Raw genomic sequence first — 16,194 nt, 5'->3', positions numbered from 1 at the left:
CAAAACTCCTTTATGGAAAACAGGACTTATGTAGCAATCGGTGTAGGAGTTGCAAAATTACTCATGAAGGTAGGCAACAGGCAACAGGAAACAAGAACGTACAAATGTACTCTAGCTTTCACAAATGAAATAGGATTGCTATATCAATTCAAAATTCTTGCATTAAGAAAGCCAGATATTACAAGGGTTTAGGCGTGTCTATCTGTCGTATTCTTTTCTCAAATTGATATTAATCATGAAGGGGGACGGCTTCCTCCAGGCGATCGCTCTTGAGCTTGGTAATTCAGCATCCATTGGGGATACTCCACAGGTAAACGACTGACTTCATCGATGGCAGTAAGTTCGTCATCTGTAAGTTTTAACTCAGCAGCTATCAGGTTATCACGTAATTGCTCTACAGATTTCGCACCAATGATGACACTTGTGACATAGTTACGACTGAGTAACCATGCAAGGGAGATGCGAGCAACGGAACAATTGTGGCTTTGGGCGATGGGCTGCAAAACATCGATAATTTTGTATGTTCTTTCTAAATCAACGGGAGGAAAGTCAAAGGTAGTGCGTCTTGCACCCGTGGGATTGTCTTTCTCGCGTTGAAATTTACCGCTTAATAAACCACCCGCCAAAGGACTCCAAGGTAAAATACTCAACTGTTGGTCTTGAGCTAATGGAGTAATTTCGCGCTCTAAATCGCGACCAGCTAAGGAATAGTATGCTTGTACTGACTCGAAGCGATGCCAGTGATATTTATCTGCGATCGCTAATGCTTTCATAATCTGCCAAGCAGAAAAGTTGCACAATCCAATATAGCGGACTTTACCAGCGGTGATTACATCATCGAGAGTACTTAAAGTTTCCTCAATTGGGGTCAGTGGATCGAAGCCATGAACCTGGTAAAGGTCAATGTAGTCTACTTGGAGGCGTTTCAAGCTGCGATCGATTCCATTTAAAATATGGTGGCGAGATAATCCAACTTGATTTGGGGTGTTTCCTAATCGTTCGCGTACTTTTGTGGCGATCGTTACTTCATCGCGAGGCAACCCCAACTGCACAAGTGCTTTTCCTAAAATAACTTCAGACTGCCCTTCTGAATAGACATCAGCTGTGTCGAAAAAATTCACGCCTCCATCGAAAGCAGTTTTCACGAGTTCTGTAGCTGCATCAATGTCCAAGTCGCCGATAACTTTCCAAAAGCCAGCACCACCAAAGGTCATAGTACCAAGGCAGATTTCAGAGACGTATAAACCCGTTCGTCCCAGTAATCGATACTGCATTTGTGTATCCGGTTTGATTGCGTGGAAAAATACTTTATATGTGAAGGCAAGAGGCAAGAGGCAATTAATCTTTCACTTTTCCCTGTTGCCTATTGCCCATTTCCTATATACCTACACGTAGCGATGACCACCATCGATATGAATGACCTCGGCTGTAATTGAGGGATTGGTCATCAGAAAAATAACGGCACTGGCAACTTCTTCAGGTGTTACTAACCGCTTAGTGGGAATTTTAGAAGCAACGTCTTGAAAAGCTTCTTGCTTGGCTGGGCCAAAAATTCCATCCCACATGGGAGTATCAGTCCAACCAGGGGAAACAGCATTGACTCGAATCGGGGCTAGTTCGACCGCCAAAGCACGGGACATTTGTTCAGCCGCAGCGGTGGCTACCGCAGTTGGCCAAGCACCGGGAACTGGGCGATCTGTGGATAATCCACCGGTAAGGGTAATAGAGCCGCCAGAAAGCATTTTTGGCACAGCTGCTCGAATGACATAAACGCTTCCCCAAACACGGCTTTCAATGGCAGGGCGAAATTGGTCAACAGAGCCATCGAGAATCTTACCACCAACAAAGCTACCAGCTGAAATGTAAACGTGGTCAACCTGGCCTGTTGTGCTAAATAAACGCTCTACTGCTGCTTCATCGGTGATGTCTACTAGACCGGTGTAAACCTTTCCTAGCCGCTCAGATGCTTCTTCTAATTTGCTTGCTGAGCGACCTGCAATTGTCACTTCTGCACCTAACTGTTTTGCTAATCGGGCAGTCTCATAACCAATGCCTTGACTACCACCAACCACAACTACATGCTTTCCTTCTAACTGCATTGCTGGAACCCTCCTGGGGAATATATTCTTCTGGAAAAATTTTTTAATGAACACTCATTGACTGAGGGTATTTAATCAGAGCCAATTGATTGTTTACGAAGTTTGCTCACGGCAATGACAATGCCCTCATATCATTGAGCGCCCACCTATGTTATCTGAGGTGTTGATGATGGTCTGAATGTATGGAAAAACCAATCATCATTCAAATCTGCGTTTCTCTAGCAATCTGAACTATCTAACCTTGTGCCTTTCCTTCCAGCAGTCCAGCGAGAGTTTGCTGAAAACTCTGGCGCTGGCTGAGATTGTCTAACCACGCTGCTGTTTTGGGTCTAGCTTTAATCAGTGCCGATCCTTCCTTGGTCATATTGACGTAGTACACCATTGACCCAGCGAAAATATCAGCCAAGGTTAATGTATTACCTACAATAAATGATGTTGCCAGCTCTTTTTCGAGGACATCTAAATGGTGACTGGTAGTGTTTGCTGACTCTGCAACAACAACTTCATCAGGTATACCACCCATAATTGGACTCATTATTCGTTGCAAAAACAATTGCATCACACCGACTGGATACAAATAACTTGCCGCAATGCCAATCCATTTACGCACTTGAGCGCGTGCTTTGGCATCGGTAGGCTGCAAGGATGGCCCATCGAAAGCTTCATCAACGTAACCTAAAATGGCTGGAGTTTCGTACAAAACGAAATCTCCGTGTTCCAATACAGGCATTTTCCGAAATGGGTTGAGCTTGGCGTATTCGTCTGTCCCCAGATAGTCAAACCCAATTTCGTTGAAGCGGTAGTCAATTCCTTTTTCGATTAAGACAATGCGAGCAGAACGAACATTAGGACTGACTGGAAAGCCGTGTACAACTAAGCTGGACATAAGGTTTACTCCTGAGGTTTTAGCAGTGTTGTTGAACGTTTATTCAATTTGAACACTCATTCAAGATAAAACTAAACAAAATGATTGTCAAGACCAAATCCTAAAATTAATTTCTCAACGACGCTCTGACATTGTTGGCTCTGTTGAACGCCAGTTGCTACTCTACGACTTCTGCGTTCAAGGGGCGAGAAGCCAAGGAGGCCGCCCAATGCACTGGCTCCTGTTGAACGTTAACCGTCAGGTGAAATTCCATCCTCTTTAGGGGTGGGGAAAACCCATTCCTTCTAAGGATCGCATGAATAGAGTCATTCTTAGACTGTTAATTGATGCCTGTCAACCATCAAAAATCAACGCTAAATTCTATCCCTTTTAGGAACGGGATGAATTTGACTGAAGCAGTGTCCTTGCTCCTGCTGCAATACTGTTAAGAGTTGGAGCATCACGTCGGATTCGTGCAACAGCTAACATACCTACAACTAATCCCAGCAATGCTTTAGCATTCACATCGATCGCGAATGATTTCGGCAAATCTCCGTCCTCAATTGCTTGAGCAAGATTCAGCCGAAAGAATGATTCAATTTCGTCTAAACGATCTTCAATAATCGCGATCGTGCTGGGTGAATGGGATTCGCGCTCTATGGCTGTGTTAATAATCAAACAACCCTTATGTTTCGAGTCGTTAATCATCGCTTTTGCCAATAGATCGAACCATTGTTGAATACATTCCAAGGGTGGAGAATGGCGTGGCATAGAAGCCCGAAAGAATTCTTGTGTGTATTTTTTGAATACTTGATGAAATAACTTTTCTTTGTCGCCAAAGGCAGCATATAAGCTTCCAGGCTGGATTCCTGTGGCTTGCACAATGTCTTTCATGGAAGTGTTGGCATAACCACGCTGCCAGAACAAATCCATGATGATTGTTAAAGCTTCGTCCTTATCAAATTCTCGTTGCCGAACCACGGGGTAATTGAAGTCTCCCAGTTATTGTGTGTATTTGTTAACTATACATATTTTTGAATGATTAATCAAGATTCAGTTTTGAAGCTGTATCTCTAGGATAAAGATTGTAGTAAATTTTACTTTTTATGATAATTAAGTCAGTATTTTAACTCCCGTTGGAGTTTAATTCGATTGTTGTAAGATGTTTTTTGATGAGAATTTGAGGGGCGATCGCCAATTCCAAGCCATTCTTTTTTCTACATATCTTATTTTGAACAAACGTACAAAAATCTTTTGTTCAATTCATCTAATATCAGGTTCGATTAAAGATTGCCCCCTGCCCCCTGCCTTATCCTGACGATAAATATTTACGACGACCTACTTAAAATAATTTTATTTACTTATTTTTTTCACCGACTTGCTTAAGACTAAATTGGCAGAGTAATAATAAACTTCGTTCCCTGACCAGAAATTGACGAACAGTTAATTTGTCCATTATGTTTATCAACAATAATTTGGTAGCTGATAGCTAATCCTAGTCCAGTTCCCTTACCGACGGGCTTAGTTGTAAAAGATGGCTCAAAAATTCTCGCTTGCACCTCAGGTGGCATACCAAGAGCATTATCTTCAATGCAAATTGTAACGGTTTTTTGCTGGCGATCGGCCGATGTAGTAATTGCGATCGTGTTATCCCAAGTGGTTATTTCTCGATTTGAGCGGTTTTGATGAAGATCGTCAAATGCATCAATAGCATTAGCGATAATATTCATAAATACCTGGTTCAGCTGTCCGGGATAGCAAGTAATAGAAGGTAGCTCGCTGTATTGTGTGACAACCTCGATTTTAGGGCGGTCTCCTTGGTCTTTGAGCCGATGTTTCAATAACATTAAAGTACTATCGATTCCTTCGTGAACTTGAAACTCTACCTTAGATGAAATATCAGATCTAGCAAATGTTCTTAGAGAGAGGCTGATGTCCTTGAGGCGGCCAATTCCCTGGTGCATTGATAAAAGAAGCTTTGGTAGATCCTCAGCCATATACTCTAAGTCAATTTCTTCGACAAATTCTTCAATTTCTGGATCTGAGTGTGGTAACTTTTGCTGTTGCAAATTCACCAAACGAAGGAGATCGTTCACATATTCCTCAATATGAGAGCAATTTCCACTAATAAAACCAATTGGGTTATTGATCTCATGACCTATGCCTGCAACAAGTTGTCCAAGGGTGGACATTTTCTCACTCTGGATCAGTTGTAGTTGGGTTTGTTGTAACTGTTGTAGAGATTGAGTTAATTCAGCGGTGCGTTCTTGCACCCGTTGTTCCAATGTCCGCGTCAGATGGGAAATTTTCAAGTGTAACTTTAATCGGGCAATGACTTCTTCCTGTTGAAAAGGTTTGGTAATGTAATCAACTGCACCAATTTCCAATCCTTTCACTTTGTCTGTGGCATCGGACAAAGCAGTCATAAAAATGATCGGAATATTCTTAGTAACAGCATTGGCTTTAAGCCTGCGGCAAGTTTCAAATCCATCTAGACCTGGCATCATAATATCGAGGAGAATCAGATCGGGATGGGCGTATTCTATCTGTTCGATCGCCGACTCTCCATCTGTTGCCATGAGTGCTTTCCAACCACATCCCTGAATCGCTTCAGATAGCACCTTCAGATTATTTGGATTATCGTCCACCAACAAAATATGCATTGGTTTCAAAAGAGATTCAGCGATCATGGACGTGACTCCGTTGTTACAAATGATTTGAGGAACTTACGGATTTTTGCCGTTTGGAAGTTGGCAGTGAGTTTGCTCAACTCAGTTGCGAAAGGAGTTAAACTACTATCTTGCTTGATTAGCTCTTCTATAATTCCCTCTATCGCTGGAATATCTCCCATCATTGCCAGATGATAGAGTTGTTGCAAAATATCCCTAGACGGCAAAATCAACTCATTATTATCTACTTGCTCATTCTTAGCAGATAACTGCTGAGGTTTGGATTCGGTATAAATCCAGTCAACTTTTAGTACCGAACGCAGTGCATTGAATAGTTCATCAATTTGGAGGGGTTTAGGTAAGAATGCTCTTGCCCCTGCCTCTAAACTCCGTTGCCGATTTTCTTCTAATACGCTGGCAGTAGAAACAATAATCGGGATAGAACGAGTTTGGGCATTTCCTTGTAAGTGAACCATGAATTCAAACCCATCCATATTAGGCATAGCTAAATCAAGTACAATCGCATCCGGTTGATGTTCAGTTGCCATTTGTAGCCCATGTTTGCCGTCGTTTGCTTGCAAAATGCCACAGCCAATTTCTTGTAGCAGACTGGTCAACATGGAACGGTGGTTGTCATCATCATCAACAATTAGAATTTGAGGCACACTAGCCCGAATACCGGCGATTTTCTGGTGAGTTGAGGCGATGGTTTCTATATGCCAGTCATGGGAAGCTGGGACTGATACTGTCAAATCCAGCCAAAATAGACTTCCTTCACCCAGGTGACTCTGCACTTGAATTTGGCTACCCATCAATGCTGCAATTCTTTGACTGATTGCTAATCCCAAGCCAGTACCTTCAGATTTCCGTCCGGCATCACCTACTTGCTCAAATGCCAAAAAGATTTTTTCTAGTTGGTCTGGCGACATCCCAATACCTGTATCTTCAATTTGGAAGCGAATCTTGGTGATTGGGCAAGCAGGAAGTGTGGGAGGGGTGGGAGGTGTGGGAGGTGTGGGAAGAAATCTTTCCCCCCCACACTCCCCACACTCCCCACACTCCCCACACTCCCCAGTCCCCAGTCCCCAGTCCCCAGTCTCCAGTACATCTACTTTAAACGTCACGCTACCGTTGTCTGTGAATTTAATAGCGTTGCCTAGTAAGTTAATCAACACTTGCCGGAGACGCTTTTCGTCTACTTGAATGACAACTGGTAGGCCATCGTCCATTGAGACGTTAAATCTAATTCCTTTTTGATCGGCTCGAATACTGCAAATCTCGGTGACACCATGTAAGAAACTGGACAGATGTACATTAGTCGCAACCAATTCTAATTTACGAGCTTCAATTTTTGAAAGGTCGAGAATGTCATCGATCAGCATCAACAGATGTCTCCCACACTGGTAGATAATGCTGACTCCTTTTAGGTCTTTATCTGTTAAGTTTGTTGATGCTTCTAGCACCTGAGCAAAACCAAGGATGCCATTGAGCGGTGTGCGTAGCTCATGGCTCATATTGGCTAGAAACTCGCTCTTTGCTTCGTTAGCAGCATCAGCAGCTTGTTTTGCCTCCAAAAGTTCATGAGTTCGCTCTTCAACTTTGAACTCCAGGGTTTTAGAGTAATCTAATAATTGACCATTGGCAATTTCTAATTGTCGATTTGCTTCTTCTAACTTCTGCTGTTTATAGGCATTGGTTGTGGCAATTACACTGCTGATAAATGCAGTTAAGGCGGGTGTGACCGGAATTAGAATACCGTACAAAAACATTCCGTAGCCACCACCCAGAAATGTGCCACTGACGCCTACAGTTGCCCAAAGAATTTTGCCCCCTGGTATCTGCCATTTAGTACGCACATTAGCTAACCACCAACTACCACCAGAACCCATCAGAGACGACAAGATAATCGACACTAACACAACTATGCCAGAAACGCCGTGCAAGTTTGCTTTACCTGTTTTTGCCCCTTGCACCAGTTGATGGGCAATATTGGCATGGATAACAATACCAGGTGTAGGTTTTTGAGCAGAAATCAAGGACGAACTGAAGGGTGTGCTAAAGAAGTCATTAGTACTGGCAGCAGTTGAGCCAACAAACACCATGCGATCGCGCATTAAGTCTGCTGGAATTTTTCCTGCCAACACATCCCGCATCGCAACCGTGCGAAACGCCGCTTCTGAACCATGCCAGTTGAGCAGAATTTGATACCCTCCTAAATCGGTATCGGAATAACCTGCTTGTTGATTTTGTAGTGGCAGAAAGATTTGATTGCCCAATCGAAACTTTTGTTGCTTTTCGTCAACAGATTCTAAGGTTATCTTGTCGGCTTCAAGATATTTGAGGGCTACAAGAGTTGCCAGCCCGGCTTTAATTTTTCCCTGTTCTTTGGCATCCGCAGCTGTCAGTAAGGCACGACGGACATGGCGATCGCCATCTAACACCAAATCTGCCAATCCCACTCGATCGAGTTTTTTCAATTCTGGTGGCGGATTGACACGCTCCCCAGTAATTTTCTCAACACCAATCAAATTGTCAGCTTTGCGGAAGATTTTTACAAGGCGATCGTACCCGGTGTCTTCCGGTAAATCCCGATAGAGATCCAAGCCGATGGCGCGGGGTTGTTGCGCGTAGATTTTTTCTAGTAATTGTGCTAGTGACCAGTCTGGAATTGGCCATTTACCGACTGATTGGATATCGCGTTCATCAACTGTGACAATTACGATTTCATCAGCTATGGTATTTTGCGAACACCCAACAAGGGTATGTGCTTCGCACGTAGACTGCCGCATCCACTCATCACGAAGTTTCCACTCAGCCAAATTAAAAAGTCCCAATGATTGCCCAACAATAACTGTCAGAGCAACACTGGGAGTAATAATCAAAATACTGCCAAAGCGTTGGATGAAAGCTTGGAATTTACCCCACATAATTCGGCAACAGGCTCAAATAATATTGATTAGCATTTTTGGAATTGGGGCATGGGGAGGTGTGGGAGGATGGGGAGGTGTGGGAGGATGGGGAGGGGTGGGAGGATGGGGAGGTGTGGGAGGATGGGGAGGGGTAGGAGGAAAGGGAAGCATAAATTCTCTTTTTCCCCATCTCCCCACACTCCCCACACTCCCCACACTCCCCACACTCCCCACACTCCCCACACCCCCCACACCCCCCACACCCCCCCATCTCCCCAGCTCCTAATTAGCAGACGCCACTAAGGGAACTGTTGCAATATCCTTTAAGCTAACTGAGGAGAGAAGTTCTTCCCATTGCTTGATGATAGTTGCATTGTTGGGTTGGGCGGTGTGCAGCGTAGCCATTGTTGCTACACAGTCATACCACACCCCGTTTTTACCGAAAGCAGCTGCACGTTTGAGAGCATCTCCATGCTGCATCGCCGTTGCCAGTTCAGCATTGGGCTGAATGCGCTGAATCCAACCATCAACGTAAGGCGTACTTGGGCTGAGTGTTCCGTCCACTTTCAGCGCTAGGAACCACTGGTAGTTTTTCCCAACAGCTAAAACGGGTGCATCGGCTGGTAATTTGACTGCCATTACTCCAGCTTTTAGCGCAACGGGAATGCTCATTTGATACTGTGTATTGCCAGCTTCATCTTTGAGGCTAAACACAGCTTCTTCGGCATTACAAGCAGGGAGGTATACCAAGATTGTGGGACGTTCAGATACCGTTGTCCCATAGAAGCTTTGGGGCAGAAGTGCAATTAGCGCTGCGGGCCCTTCTGCTGCAACAGTCGATGGATTCAAGTAGTAAGTACCAAGGCGGGAAGCACCCCCACTTGCTTGACGGGGAGCGCTGTTGCTTTGATCGGGAGTAAAGAGGTTGCCACGAGACGCCCCTCCTGTTGCCTGTCGGGGAGCGCTGTTGCTTTGATCGGGAGTAAAGAGGTTGCCACGAGAGGCTCCTCCTGTTGCCTGTCTCGGCGCACTATTCCCTTTGGTTGGGGTAAAAAGATTGCCACGGGACGCTCCTCCTGTTGCCTGTCGGGGAGCGGCATTTTGGCTTGGTGGGGTAAATGTTACAGCATAGGCATTAGCCCAGGTACTACTGGCAATTAGAGCAATGATGCTCAATGCACTAATTAAATATCGACGTTTCATGGTATTTGACCTCATTTGATTAAATAGTGATAGAAAATACATTAAAATCACTGTGCGAAAAAATCATTGAATACTAGGAAAACTAGTCAAATAAGGGAAGGATACTAGTATTTATAAACGAATTTCGGCTGAAATTCCATAAAATAACTGTTTGATTAGTGCAATACCTAACAGTAATTTCACGTAATTACAGCCAGTTTCCAACTAAAACAAAGGCAGACCAAAAGAACGGTTCGCGGAAATCAGTTTTGCGAATTAGGTTAATTTGTGCCTGTCGTAGTGCTTCAGCTTTAGTGATTTTGGGTAGCCGTAGTTGGTCATAGAAGCGAGTCATGAGCATTTGGGCTGCTCGATCTTTGACTGGCCAGAGTGTGGCGATGGTGGAACGGGCACCGGATTTAACAGCCAAGCCTGCTAGTCCAAGAACGGCGCGATCGTCCCCAGTTGCAGTATCGCAGGCACTCAGTACCAATAATTCGATCGCTTTTGATGAATTACCACTACGATTTTTCAGGAGTTCAGACAACTCCTTGACATCAACTCGTCCATCCCACGCAAGTAAAAAGGTATCTTCCAGGCGGGAGCTAAACTGTCCGTGGGTTGCTAGGTGAACAATATTGGCACTACCGGATTTGACGCGATCGGCGAGGGCTAAACTAGTGAATTTTTGGTTCAGTAACATCGAAGATGGCACTGTCTGGGAGATTTGCTTGACTTCTGATTCCACAGCTGGCAAAGCAGTAAAACCAGCGCGAGATTGGCTGATACCGCCGACAATTGCATCAATCTGGTTTGAAGAGAGCGATCGCGTCGCCATCAGTTGCAATCCTGGTGAGAGCGCCACAGCATACTTCTCAATCAGATATCGATCGCCATCGTACAGGGCTGCCATTGGAACATTCCGCAACCGACCATCCAAAACAAATACCAATGTTTGAGTGCCTTGGAAGGCTCCATCTACTTCTGCTGGACGAATCAGCCAGTCATAAATCTGCCGGGACAATTGTTCGCGAACTGTTGAGTCTGAGACTGGGTTGAGAGCAATTAGGAAATTATTTAGAGTTTGTTCAATTTCAGCTTGGGATTTTTGAGTGACATAGTAACGCAGTGGTTGTCCAGCTTTAGAGAAAATTATTCCTAAGCGATCGCTAAGGATAATGGGATAAATCACCGTTGCTGTGGGGTCAACTTGGTCAATCTGCTGCGCTTTATCTAAACAAGCTTCGCGGAAAAAGTTATCAAGTTCAGCGATTTGCAGTGACTCAATTAATTCCCGCGCTTCCATTAATGCATCCTGGGTTGGTTCCTCATCCAAAAGTAAACTCACCAGTTCCCGATAGACAGGTTCTACACTTTCGCGGAAGGAAAATTGAACATCTGGGTTAACACCAGCCATATCCCCTCGCAGTGCTTTTAATGACTTAACTGCTTCAGTGTAGGCTGTAATTGCTTCTTGCCGATTGTTCTGTTGTTTATACAATTTCCCTAACAGCCAAGCTGATTGAGCAATCAAATCGTCAGCTTGGAGTTGACGGGCAATATTGAGGGATTTCTGGGCTAGTTCTTGTGCCTGAGACCACTGTTTTGCGCGACGGAAGAGTTGTGCCCACTCATGCAGTGCATAGGCTTCGGCGGTTTCATCCTGAATTTTTTGGGCAGATTTAACTGTGTCTGCCATCAGTTGTGCCAAATCTTTGCTTGGTAAAACTCGATCGGGGTTTTCCAAGCGATTCAAGGTGGCGACAAAATTAATCGCTGCATTTAGGGAGCTATGGCTGGGTGGTAGTTCTGACAACTGTTGCCGTAATTGGGGCGCTAGGGGAATGGCATATTCCAATTTGTCGTAATCTACCAACAATTTGAAACGAGCTAAATGGGCTTGTAAAGCTTCATTCGGGTTTGTAGCTGCTGTTTGGGCATCTTCAAAGTAATTTAATGCTGCTTCTGGGTCGAGTGAGTCAGAGGCAACTTTTCCTAGACTTGAAAGAATAGAACTTAACTGAGTTTTAGCAGTAATTTTGTTTGCTGTGGCTAAACTTTGTTCTAAAACTTCCTGGCTTTTGGCATCACCGATGGCGTGCAAAGCCAAACCCAGCGATCGCAATCCACTAACTTTGATTTCCGAATCTGGCATAACTGCCAGCTTTTGCATCAGCGTCTGTAGTTGTTGTTTTGAGCGGCGGTAAAATCCCAAACTTTGTAAAGCTTGTGCTTGGTTGATTTGACTGCCTAAGCTGCCCATTTTGTCCCCTGCCTGGTCATAATATTTTTGAGCTTGTTGCCAAATTTCGAGGGCGGTTTCAGCTTTCCCAATACGTAGTTCTAAATTTGCTTGGGCATTCAGTATTTGCCCCCAAATAATTGCATCGGCAGAGGGTTTAGCCGTTTGCAAAATTTTTACACTTAGCTCGATAGATTGTCTAGCTGCTTCCCATTGGTTGAGTTCCTGTTGTGCCAATGAGAGGTAACTCAAGCTTAGGGCTTCGTTGATGCGATCGCCTTGGCCATGGTACTTTTGTACTGCGGTTTGCCAAGCTGTCACTGCTTCGGCAAAACGTCCTGAATTGTAGAGGTTCCTTCCCTGTTCTAACCAATTGGTAGTTTGAGAAGTAAATGCTGACACATTCACAGCAGAATTTGTTGGTACTTGCAAAGATGCTTTAGCAGGTGCAATAGCCACTGCTAAACACAAGCTCAAAATACTTATACTGATATATAGCCAAAGACGTTTTTTGATTTGGAAAGCCATAGGTAGTTACTGATAGTTTACGAGTTTGTTTAGTAATAGGGTAATTGGCTCTCATCACCAAAAAGTTCCTTCAACTGATGTAAAGTTAGAGTTCCCAAAATGGCATGATTAATAACATCAGCGTTGGATAAATACGGTATAAATCAGCAAAATAGAGGTATTTTTATATACCTTGCGTTACAACACCTCAATTCATCCATTTATTGGTTCTTGGCAACTTTTGGTGATCTTGGTTGGGGTAAGGCAGAAGGCAGACGGCAGAGGGCAGAAGGAAGAGGAAGAGAAAATTCCCACAATTGAAGCATAGCAAGGATTATAGAATATCTGCATCACAACAAAGCCTTCTTGCGATCGCCCCTTGAAGTCACAAATCCCACGCTCGGATAAGAAAACGTTTTAAACCCTTCTGCCCGGTTGTTGAGCGTAGTCGAAACACTGCCTCCAGCATAGCTGCCTTAAAGCGCGTAACCTTTCATCATCACCAAAATCTGACAAGAACCCATTTATTATGCAACGCCAGTGATGTGATTGTTTTAGGAGCAAGTCGTAACAGTTGATGCAAGGAAATATTCCAGAGAATATTTCTCGCAAGAGTAATTGCACAGTGATTATGGTGAAAACCTACAGCACATTGCAGCTTGGTGAGGTACAGATAATCGTAGGGGCGCTAAGCTTGGTATTGGTGTCAAATTAAGGCTACTTAACGCTAGTGTAGAAGAATGACCATATCATCTCATAGGGAGCGTGTCATGTTGCCCAAACCCAAGAGAAATTGGACGCCCCAGCACTGGGCGAGTTGGAAGCCTTTCGGCATCGGGGAACAGTACCCGAATAACTACTGGGAAGTATTTCGGGCAATTTGGCTTTCTCGCGACCAACTACCCTATGCATGGAATATCTTAGATAAAGGTGTTTGCGATGGTTGCGCTCTTGGAACAACCGGGATGAAAGATTGGACTTTAGATGGCATTCATCTGTGCAATGTCCGGTTGCGGCTGTTGCGGATGAATACAATGCCAGCTTTTGATCCCATGCTACTAGAGGATGTCTCGCAGTTGCAAAACCAAAAAAGTGTCCAATTGCGCGACTTGGGAAGACTTCCTTACCCAATGATTCGTCAACGCAATGAAAAAGGGTTTCGTCGTGTTAGCTGGGATGAAGCTTTAGAGATAATTGCTACTCGCATCCGGGCTACCACACCAGACCGCCTCAGCTTCTATGTTACCAGTCGTGGCACCGTTAACGAAACTTACTACGCTACGCAAAAAGCTGTGCGGGCAATGGGGAGCAATAATATAGATAACGCTGCCCGTATTTGTCATTCTCCTAGTACAGCAGGGTTAAAAGCTGCTCTCGGTGCAGCCGCTACGACTTGTTCTTATAAAGACTGGATTGGTACTGATTTGTTGGTGTTCATTGGCTCGAATGTTGCCAATAATCAGCCTGTTACCGTTAAATATCTGCATTATGCAAAAAAAGCTGGCACTAAAATTGTAGTAATTAACACCTACCGTGAGCCAGGAATGGAGCGTTACTGGGTGCCTTCAATTATTGAAAGTGCCCTTTTCGGTACCAAGTTTGCCGAAGACTTCTTTTTAATTAACATGGGCGGGGACATAGCATTTTTAAATGGCACAATAAAACATATAATTGCTAACAATTGGGTAGACGAGTCATTTATTAATTTACATACAGTCGGCTTTGCACAACTGAAAGCATCTTTAGAAAGCCAATCTTGGGAAGAATTAGAACGGCTTTCTGGCGCATCTCGCGAAGAAATGTACGCCTTTGCCAAAATGGTTGGGGAAGCCAACAAAGCAGTATTTGTTTGGAGTATGGGCATTACTCAGCATGAGTGCGGTGAAGATAATGTCCGAAGTATTATCAACTTAGCCCTCACCAAAGGTTTTGTCGGTCGGGAAGGTTGCGGTTTAATGCCAATTCGCGGTCACTCTGGGGTGCAGGGTGGTGCAGAGATGGGGTGTTACGCGACGGTATTTCCTGGTGGTAAAGCCATCACCCCAGAAAATGCTGCCCAATTAAGTCAGCGTTGGGGCTTTGAGGTGCCAGCAACTAAAGGTTTGATTGCTCCGGAAATGATTAATGCCGCACATCACGGACAATTAGATGTGTTGTTTTCCGTGGGTGGAAATTTCCTAGAAGTACTACCAGAACCAGATTATGTGGAAAGTGCCCTCAAGCAAATCCCGCTGCGGGTGCATATGGATATTGTTCTCTCCAGCCAGATGTTAGTGGAACCTGCTGATACTGTGGTGCTTTTACCTGCCACAACTCGCTACGAAATACCGGGGGGAGTCACAGAAACTAACACCGAACGCCGGGTAATTTTCAGTCCAGAAATTCCAGGGCCGCGCATTGGGGAAGCGCGTCCAGAGTGGGAAGTGTTTTTGGAATTGGCAAGGCGCGTCAAGCCAGATTTAACAGACAAGTTAGTTTTTGCTGATACATCTGCAATGCGTCAAGAAATTGCCCAAGTCGTGCCACAGTATGCTGGTATTCAACACTTGCAGCAAGCTGGCGACCAATTTCAATATGGCGGTTCGCATTTGTGCTTTGGTTGGAACTTCCCAACACCTGATGGGAAAGCACACTTTGGAGTTTTATTGCCACGCCAGCGAGAATTGCCAGAGGGCTGTTTTTTCGTAGCAACCCGCCGAGGGAAACAGTTTAATAGTATGGTGCAGGAACCCAGAGATGCAATTACCGGAGCAGTACGAGAGGCGGTGTTAATGAATGCTGCTGATGCGGCAAAGTTGGGTTTAAAGGATGGGGATCGAGTAATTTTGAAAAATGAGTTAGGCGAGTTGCCTTGCCTAGTTTACATTGCACCAATTCAATCAGGTAACTTGCAAATACATTGGCCGGAAGGAAATGTACTATTAGATAAAAGTAAGCGATCGCTCGAAGGTGTTCCTGATTATAATGCGATCGCCTGGTTAGAAAAAATTTAAATTTCCTAGTTTTAACAACATCTTTAACTTCTACTGCTACGCTAAACTATATCACCCCATACTTGCAGCTATGTCTGTCGCCAAAGATGTAATATTTCCTTCAGGAAATATAGAAAGTAACGAACCGCCATTGGAAACATATCTACATTTGCAACAAATGTTGCTATTAATAAAATGCCTTGATTGGTGGTGGCGAGACCACAACAACTTTTTTGCTGCCGGGAATCTTAGCATTTATTACAGTCCTCGCCAGCGTAAATCTGAAGATTTCCGGGGGCCGGATTTCTTTGTGGTGTTGGATACTGAACGTAAGCCCCGTGATAGTTGGGTGGTTTGGCAAGAAGATGGTAAATATCCCAACTTGATTATAGAACTACTTTCTGATTCTACAGCAGCAGTTGATAAAGGGTTAAAAAAACAAATTTATCAAGATATCTTCCGCACACCCGAATACTTTTGGTTTGACCCCAAAAATTTAGAATTTGCTGGATTTATCTTAGTTGGTGGTACTTATCAGCCCATAGAACCCAACCCTCAAGGTTTATTGTGGAGTCAACAGCTAAGTTTGTACTTGGGTGTTTATGAAAGCAAATTGCGTTACTTTACAACTCAAGGACAACTAATTCCTACACCGGAAGAAGCTGTTGAACAAGAAAAACAACGTGCCGATCGCTTGGCAGCAAAACTGCGAGAATTAAATATAAATCCCGAAAATTTATAAAAATTGA

11 protein-coding genes are annotated in these 16,194 nt (G+C 44.2%); 3 read left to right on the top strand and 8 right to left on the bottom strand.

The genetic code is table 11. The features are described from left to right. Positions 1-233 precede the first annotated feature (233 nt). From H6H03_RS10980 to H6H03_RS10955, 6 genes are all read right to left on the bottom strand, one after another. Positions 234-1,274 carry an aldo/keto reductase gene (locus tag H6H03_RS10980; protein WP_190955156.1) on the bottom strand — a complete coding sequence of 347 codons (1,041 nt, stop codon included), beginning with the start codon at positions 1,272-1,274 and terminating at the stop codon, positions 234-236. Between the two features lie 111 nt (positions 1,275-1,385). Then, positions 1,386-2,099: an SDR family oxidoreductase gene (locus H6H03_RS10975; protein ID WP_190955155.1), complete on the bottom strand. Its 714-nt coding sequence runs from the start codon at positions 2,097-2,099 to the stop codon at positions 1,386-1,388. A 235-nt stretch (positions 2,100-2,334) separates the two neighbouring features. Further along, complete coding sequence (locus tag H6H03_RS10970) at positions 2,335-2,985, bottom strand: glutathione S-transferase family protein (RefSeq protein WP_190955154.1); 651 nt, start codon at positions 2,983-2,985, stop codon at positions 2,335-2,337. A gap of 369 nt (positions 2,986-3,354) precedes the next feature. After that, on the bottom strand, positions 3,355-3,945 hold the full coding sequence (locus H6H03_RS10965; RefSeq protein ID WP_190955153.1) for a TetR/AcrR family transcriptional regulator: 591 nt from the start codon (positions 3,943-3,945) through the stop codon (positions 3,355-3,357). A 407-nt stretch (positions 3,946-4,352) separates the two neighbouring features. Next, positions 4,353-5,654 carry a sensor histidine kinase gene (locus H6H03_RS10960; protein ID WP_190955152.1) on the bottom strand — a complete coding sequence of 434 codons (1,302 nt, stop codon included), beginning with the start codon at positions 5,652-5,654 and terminating at the stop codon, positions 4,353-4,355. Beyond that, positions 5,651-8,560 carry a CHASE2 domain-containing protein gene (locus H6H03_RS10955; RefSeq protein WP_190955151.1) on the bottom strand — a complete coding sequence of 970 codons (2,910 nt, stop codon included), beginning with the start codon at positions 8,558-8,560 and terminating at the stop codon, positions 5,651-5,653. Before H6H03_RS10955 ends, H6H03_RS10960 begins: the two co-directional genes overlap by 4 nt. Between H6H03_RS10955 and H6H03_RS10950 the strand changes: the two genes are divergently transcribed. Continuing rightward, on the top strand, positions 8,535-8,828 hold the full coding sequence (locus H6H03_RS10950; RefSeq protein WP_190955150.1) for a hypothetical protein: 294 nt from the start codon (positions 8,535-8,537) through the stop codon (positions 8,826-8,828). The two genes, H6H03_RS10955 and H6H03_RS10950, sit on opposite strands and share 26 nt — an antisense overlap. On the opposite strand, the gene H6H03_RS10945 is transcribed toward H6H03_RS10950, so the two are convergent. Both H6H03_RS10945 and H6H03_RS10940 read right to left on the bottom strand, forming a co-directional pair. Continuing rightward, positions 8,825-9,745, bottom strand: a complete 921-nt coding sequence (locus H6H03_RS10945) for a DUF928 domain-containing protein (protein ID WP_190955149.1) — start codon at positions 9,743-9,745, stop codon at positions 8,825-8,827. The two genes, H6H03_RS10950 and H6H03_RS10945, sit on opposite strands and share 4 nt — an antisense overlap. 187 nt (positions 9,746-9,932) lie before the next feature. Then, positions 9,933-12,494 (bottom strand): CHAT domain-containing protein, encoded by a 2,562-nt coding sequence (locus H6H03_RS10940; protein ID WP_190955148.1) that lies wholly within the window; start codon positions 12,492-12,494, stop codon positions 9,933-9,935. 749 nt (positions 12,495-13,243) lie between these two features. On the opposite strand from H6H03_RS10940, the gene H6H03_RS10935 reads away from it, so the two are divergent. Both H6H03_RS10935 and H6H03_RS10930 read left to right on the top strand, forming a co-directional pair. Beyond that, positions 13,244-15,466, top strand: coding sequence for an FdhF/YdeP family oxidoreductase (locus tag H6H03_RS10935; RefSeq protein ID WP_190955185.1), 2,223 nt, complete (start codon positions 13,244-13,246; stop codon positions 15,464-15,466). 70 nt (positions 15,467-15,536) lie between these two features. Then, a complete protein-coding gene (locus H6H03_RS10930) occupies positions 15,537-16,187 on the top strand; it encodes a Uma2 family endonuclease (RefSeq protein ID WP_190955147.1) in 651 nt (216 codons plus the stop codon). Positions 16,188-16,194 lie beyond the last annotated feature (7 nt).

This window comes from Nostoc paludosum FACHB-159, from assembly GCF_014698835.1.
Lineage (GTDB): Bacteria > Cyanobacteriota > Cyanobacteriia > Cyanobacteriales > Nostocaceae > Nostoc > Nostoc paludosum.
The sequence above is the reverse complement of the archived record's forward strand: the minus strand, read 5'-3'. Positions and strand labels throughout refer to the sequence as shown.

What these genes read in the sequence shown, in the direction of transcription:
- H6H03_RS10940 (WP_190955148.1), bottom strand. Translation starts at nt 12,494, where the DNA reads ATGGCTTTCCAAATCAAAAAACGTCTTTGGCTATATATCAGTATAAGT.
- H6H03_RS10935 (WP_190955185.1), top strand. Translation starts at nt 13,244, where the DNA reads ATGTTGCCCAAACCCAAGAGAAATTGGACGCCCCAGCACTGGGCGAGT.
- H6H03_RS10945 (WP_190955149.1), bottom strand. Translation starts at nt 9,745, where the DNA reads ATGAAACGTCGATATTTAATTAGTGCATTGAGCATCATTGCTCTAATT.
- H6H03_RS10955 (WP_190955151.1), bottom strand. Translation starts at nt 8,560, where the DNA reads ATGTGGGGTAAATTCCAAGCTTTCATCCAACGCTTTGGCAGTATTTTG.
- H6H03_RS10975 (WP_190955155.1), bottom strand. Translation starts at nt 2,099, where the DNA reads ATGCAGTTAGAAGGAAAGCATGTAGTTGTGGTTGGTGGTAGTCAAGGC.
- H6H03_RS10980 (WP_190955156.1), bottom strand. Translation starts at nt 1,274, where the DNA reads ATGCAGTATCGATTACTGGGACGAACGGGTTTATACGTCTCTGAAATC.
- H6H03_RS10930 (WP_190955147.1), top strand. Translation starts at nt 15,537, where the DNA reads ATGTCTGTCGCCAAAGATGTAATATTTCCTTCAGGAAATATAGAAAGT.
- H6H03_RS10970 (WP_190955154.1), bottom strand. Translation starts at nt 2,985, where the DNA reads ATGTCCAGCTTAGTTGTACACGGCTTTCCAGTCAGTCCTAATGTTCGT.
- H6H03_RS10950 (WP_190955150.1), top strand. Translation starts at nt 8,535, where the DNA reads ATGAAAGCTTGGAATTTACCCCACATAATTCGGCAACAGGCTCAAATA.
- H6H03_RS10960 (WP_190955152.1), bottom strand. Translation starts at nt 5,654, where the DNA reads ATGATCGCTGAATCTCTTTTGAAACCAATGCATATTTTGTTGGTGGAC.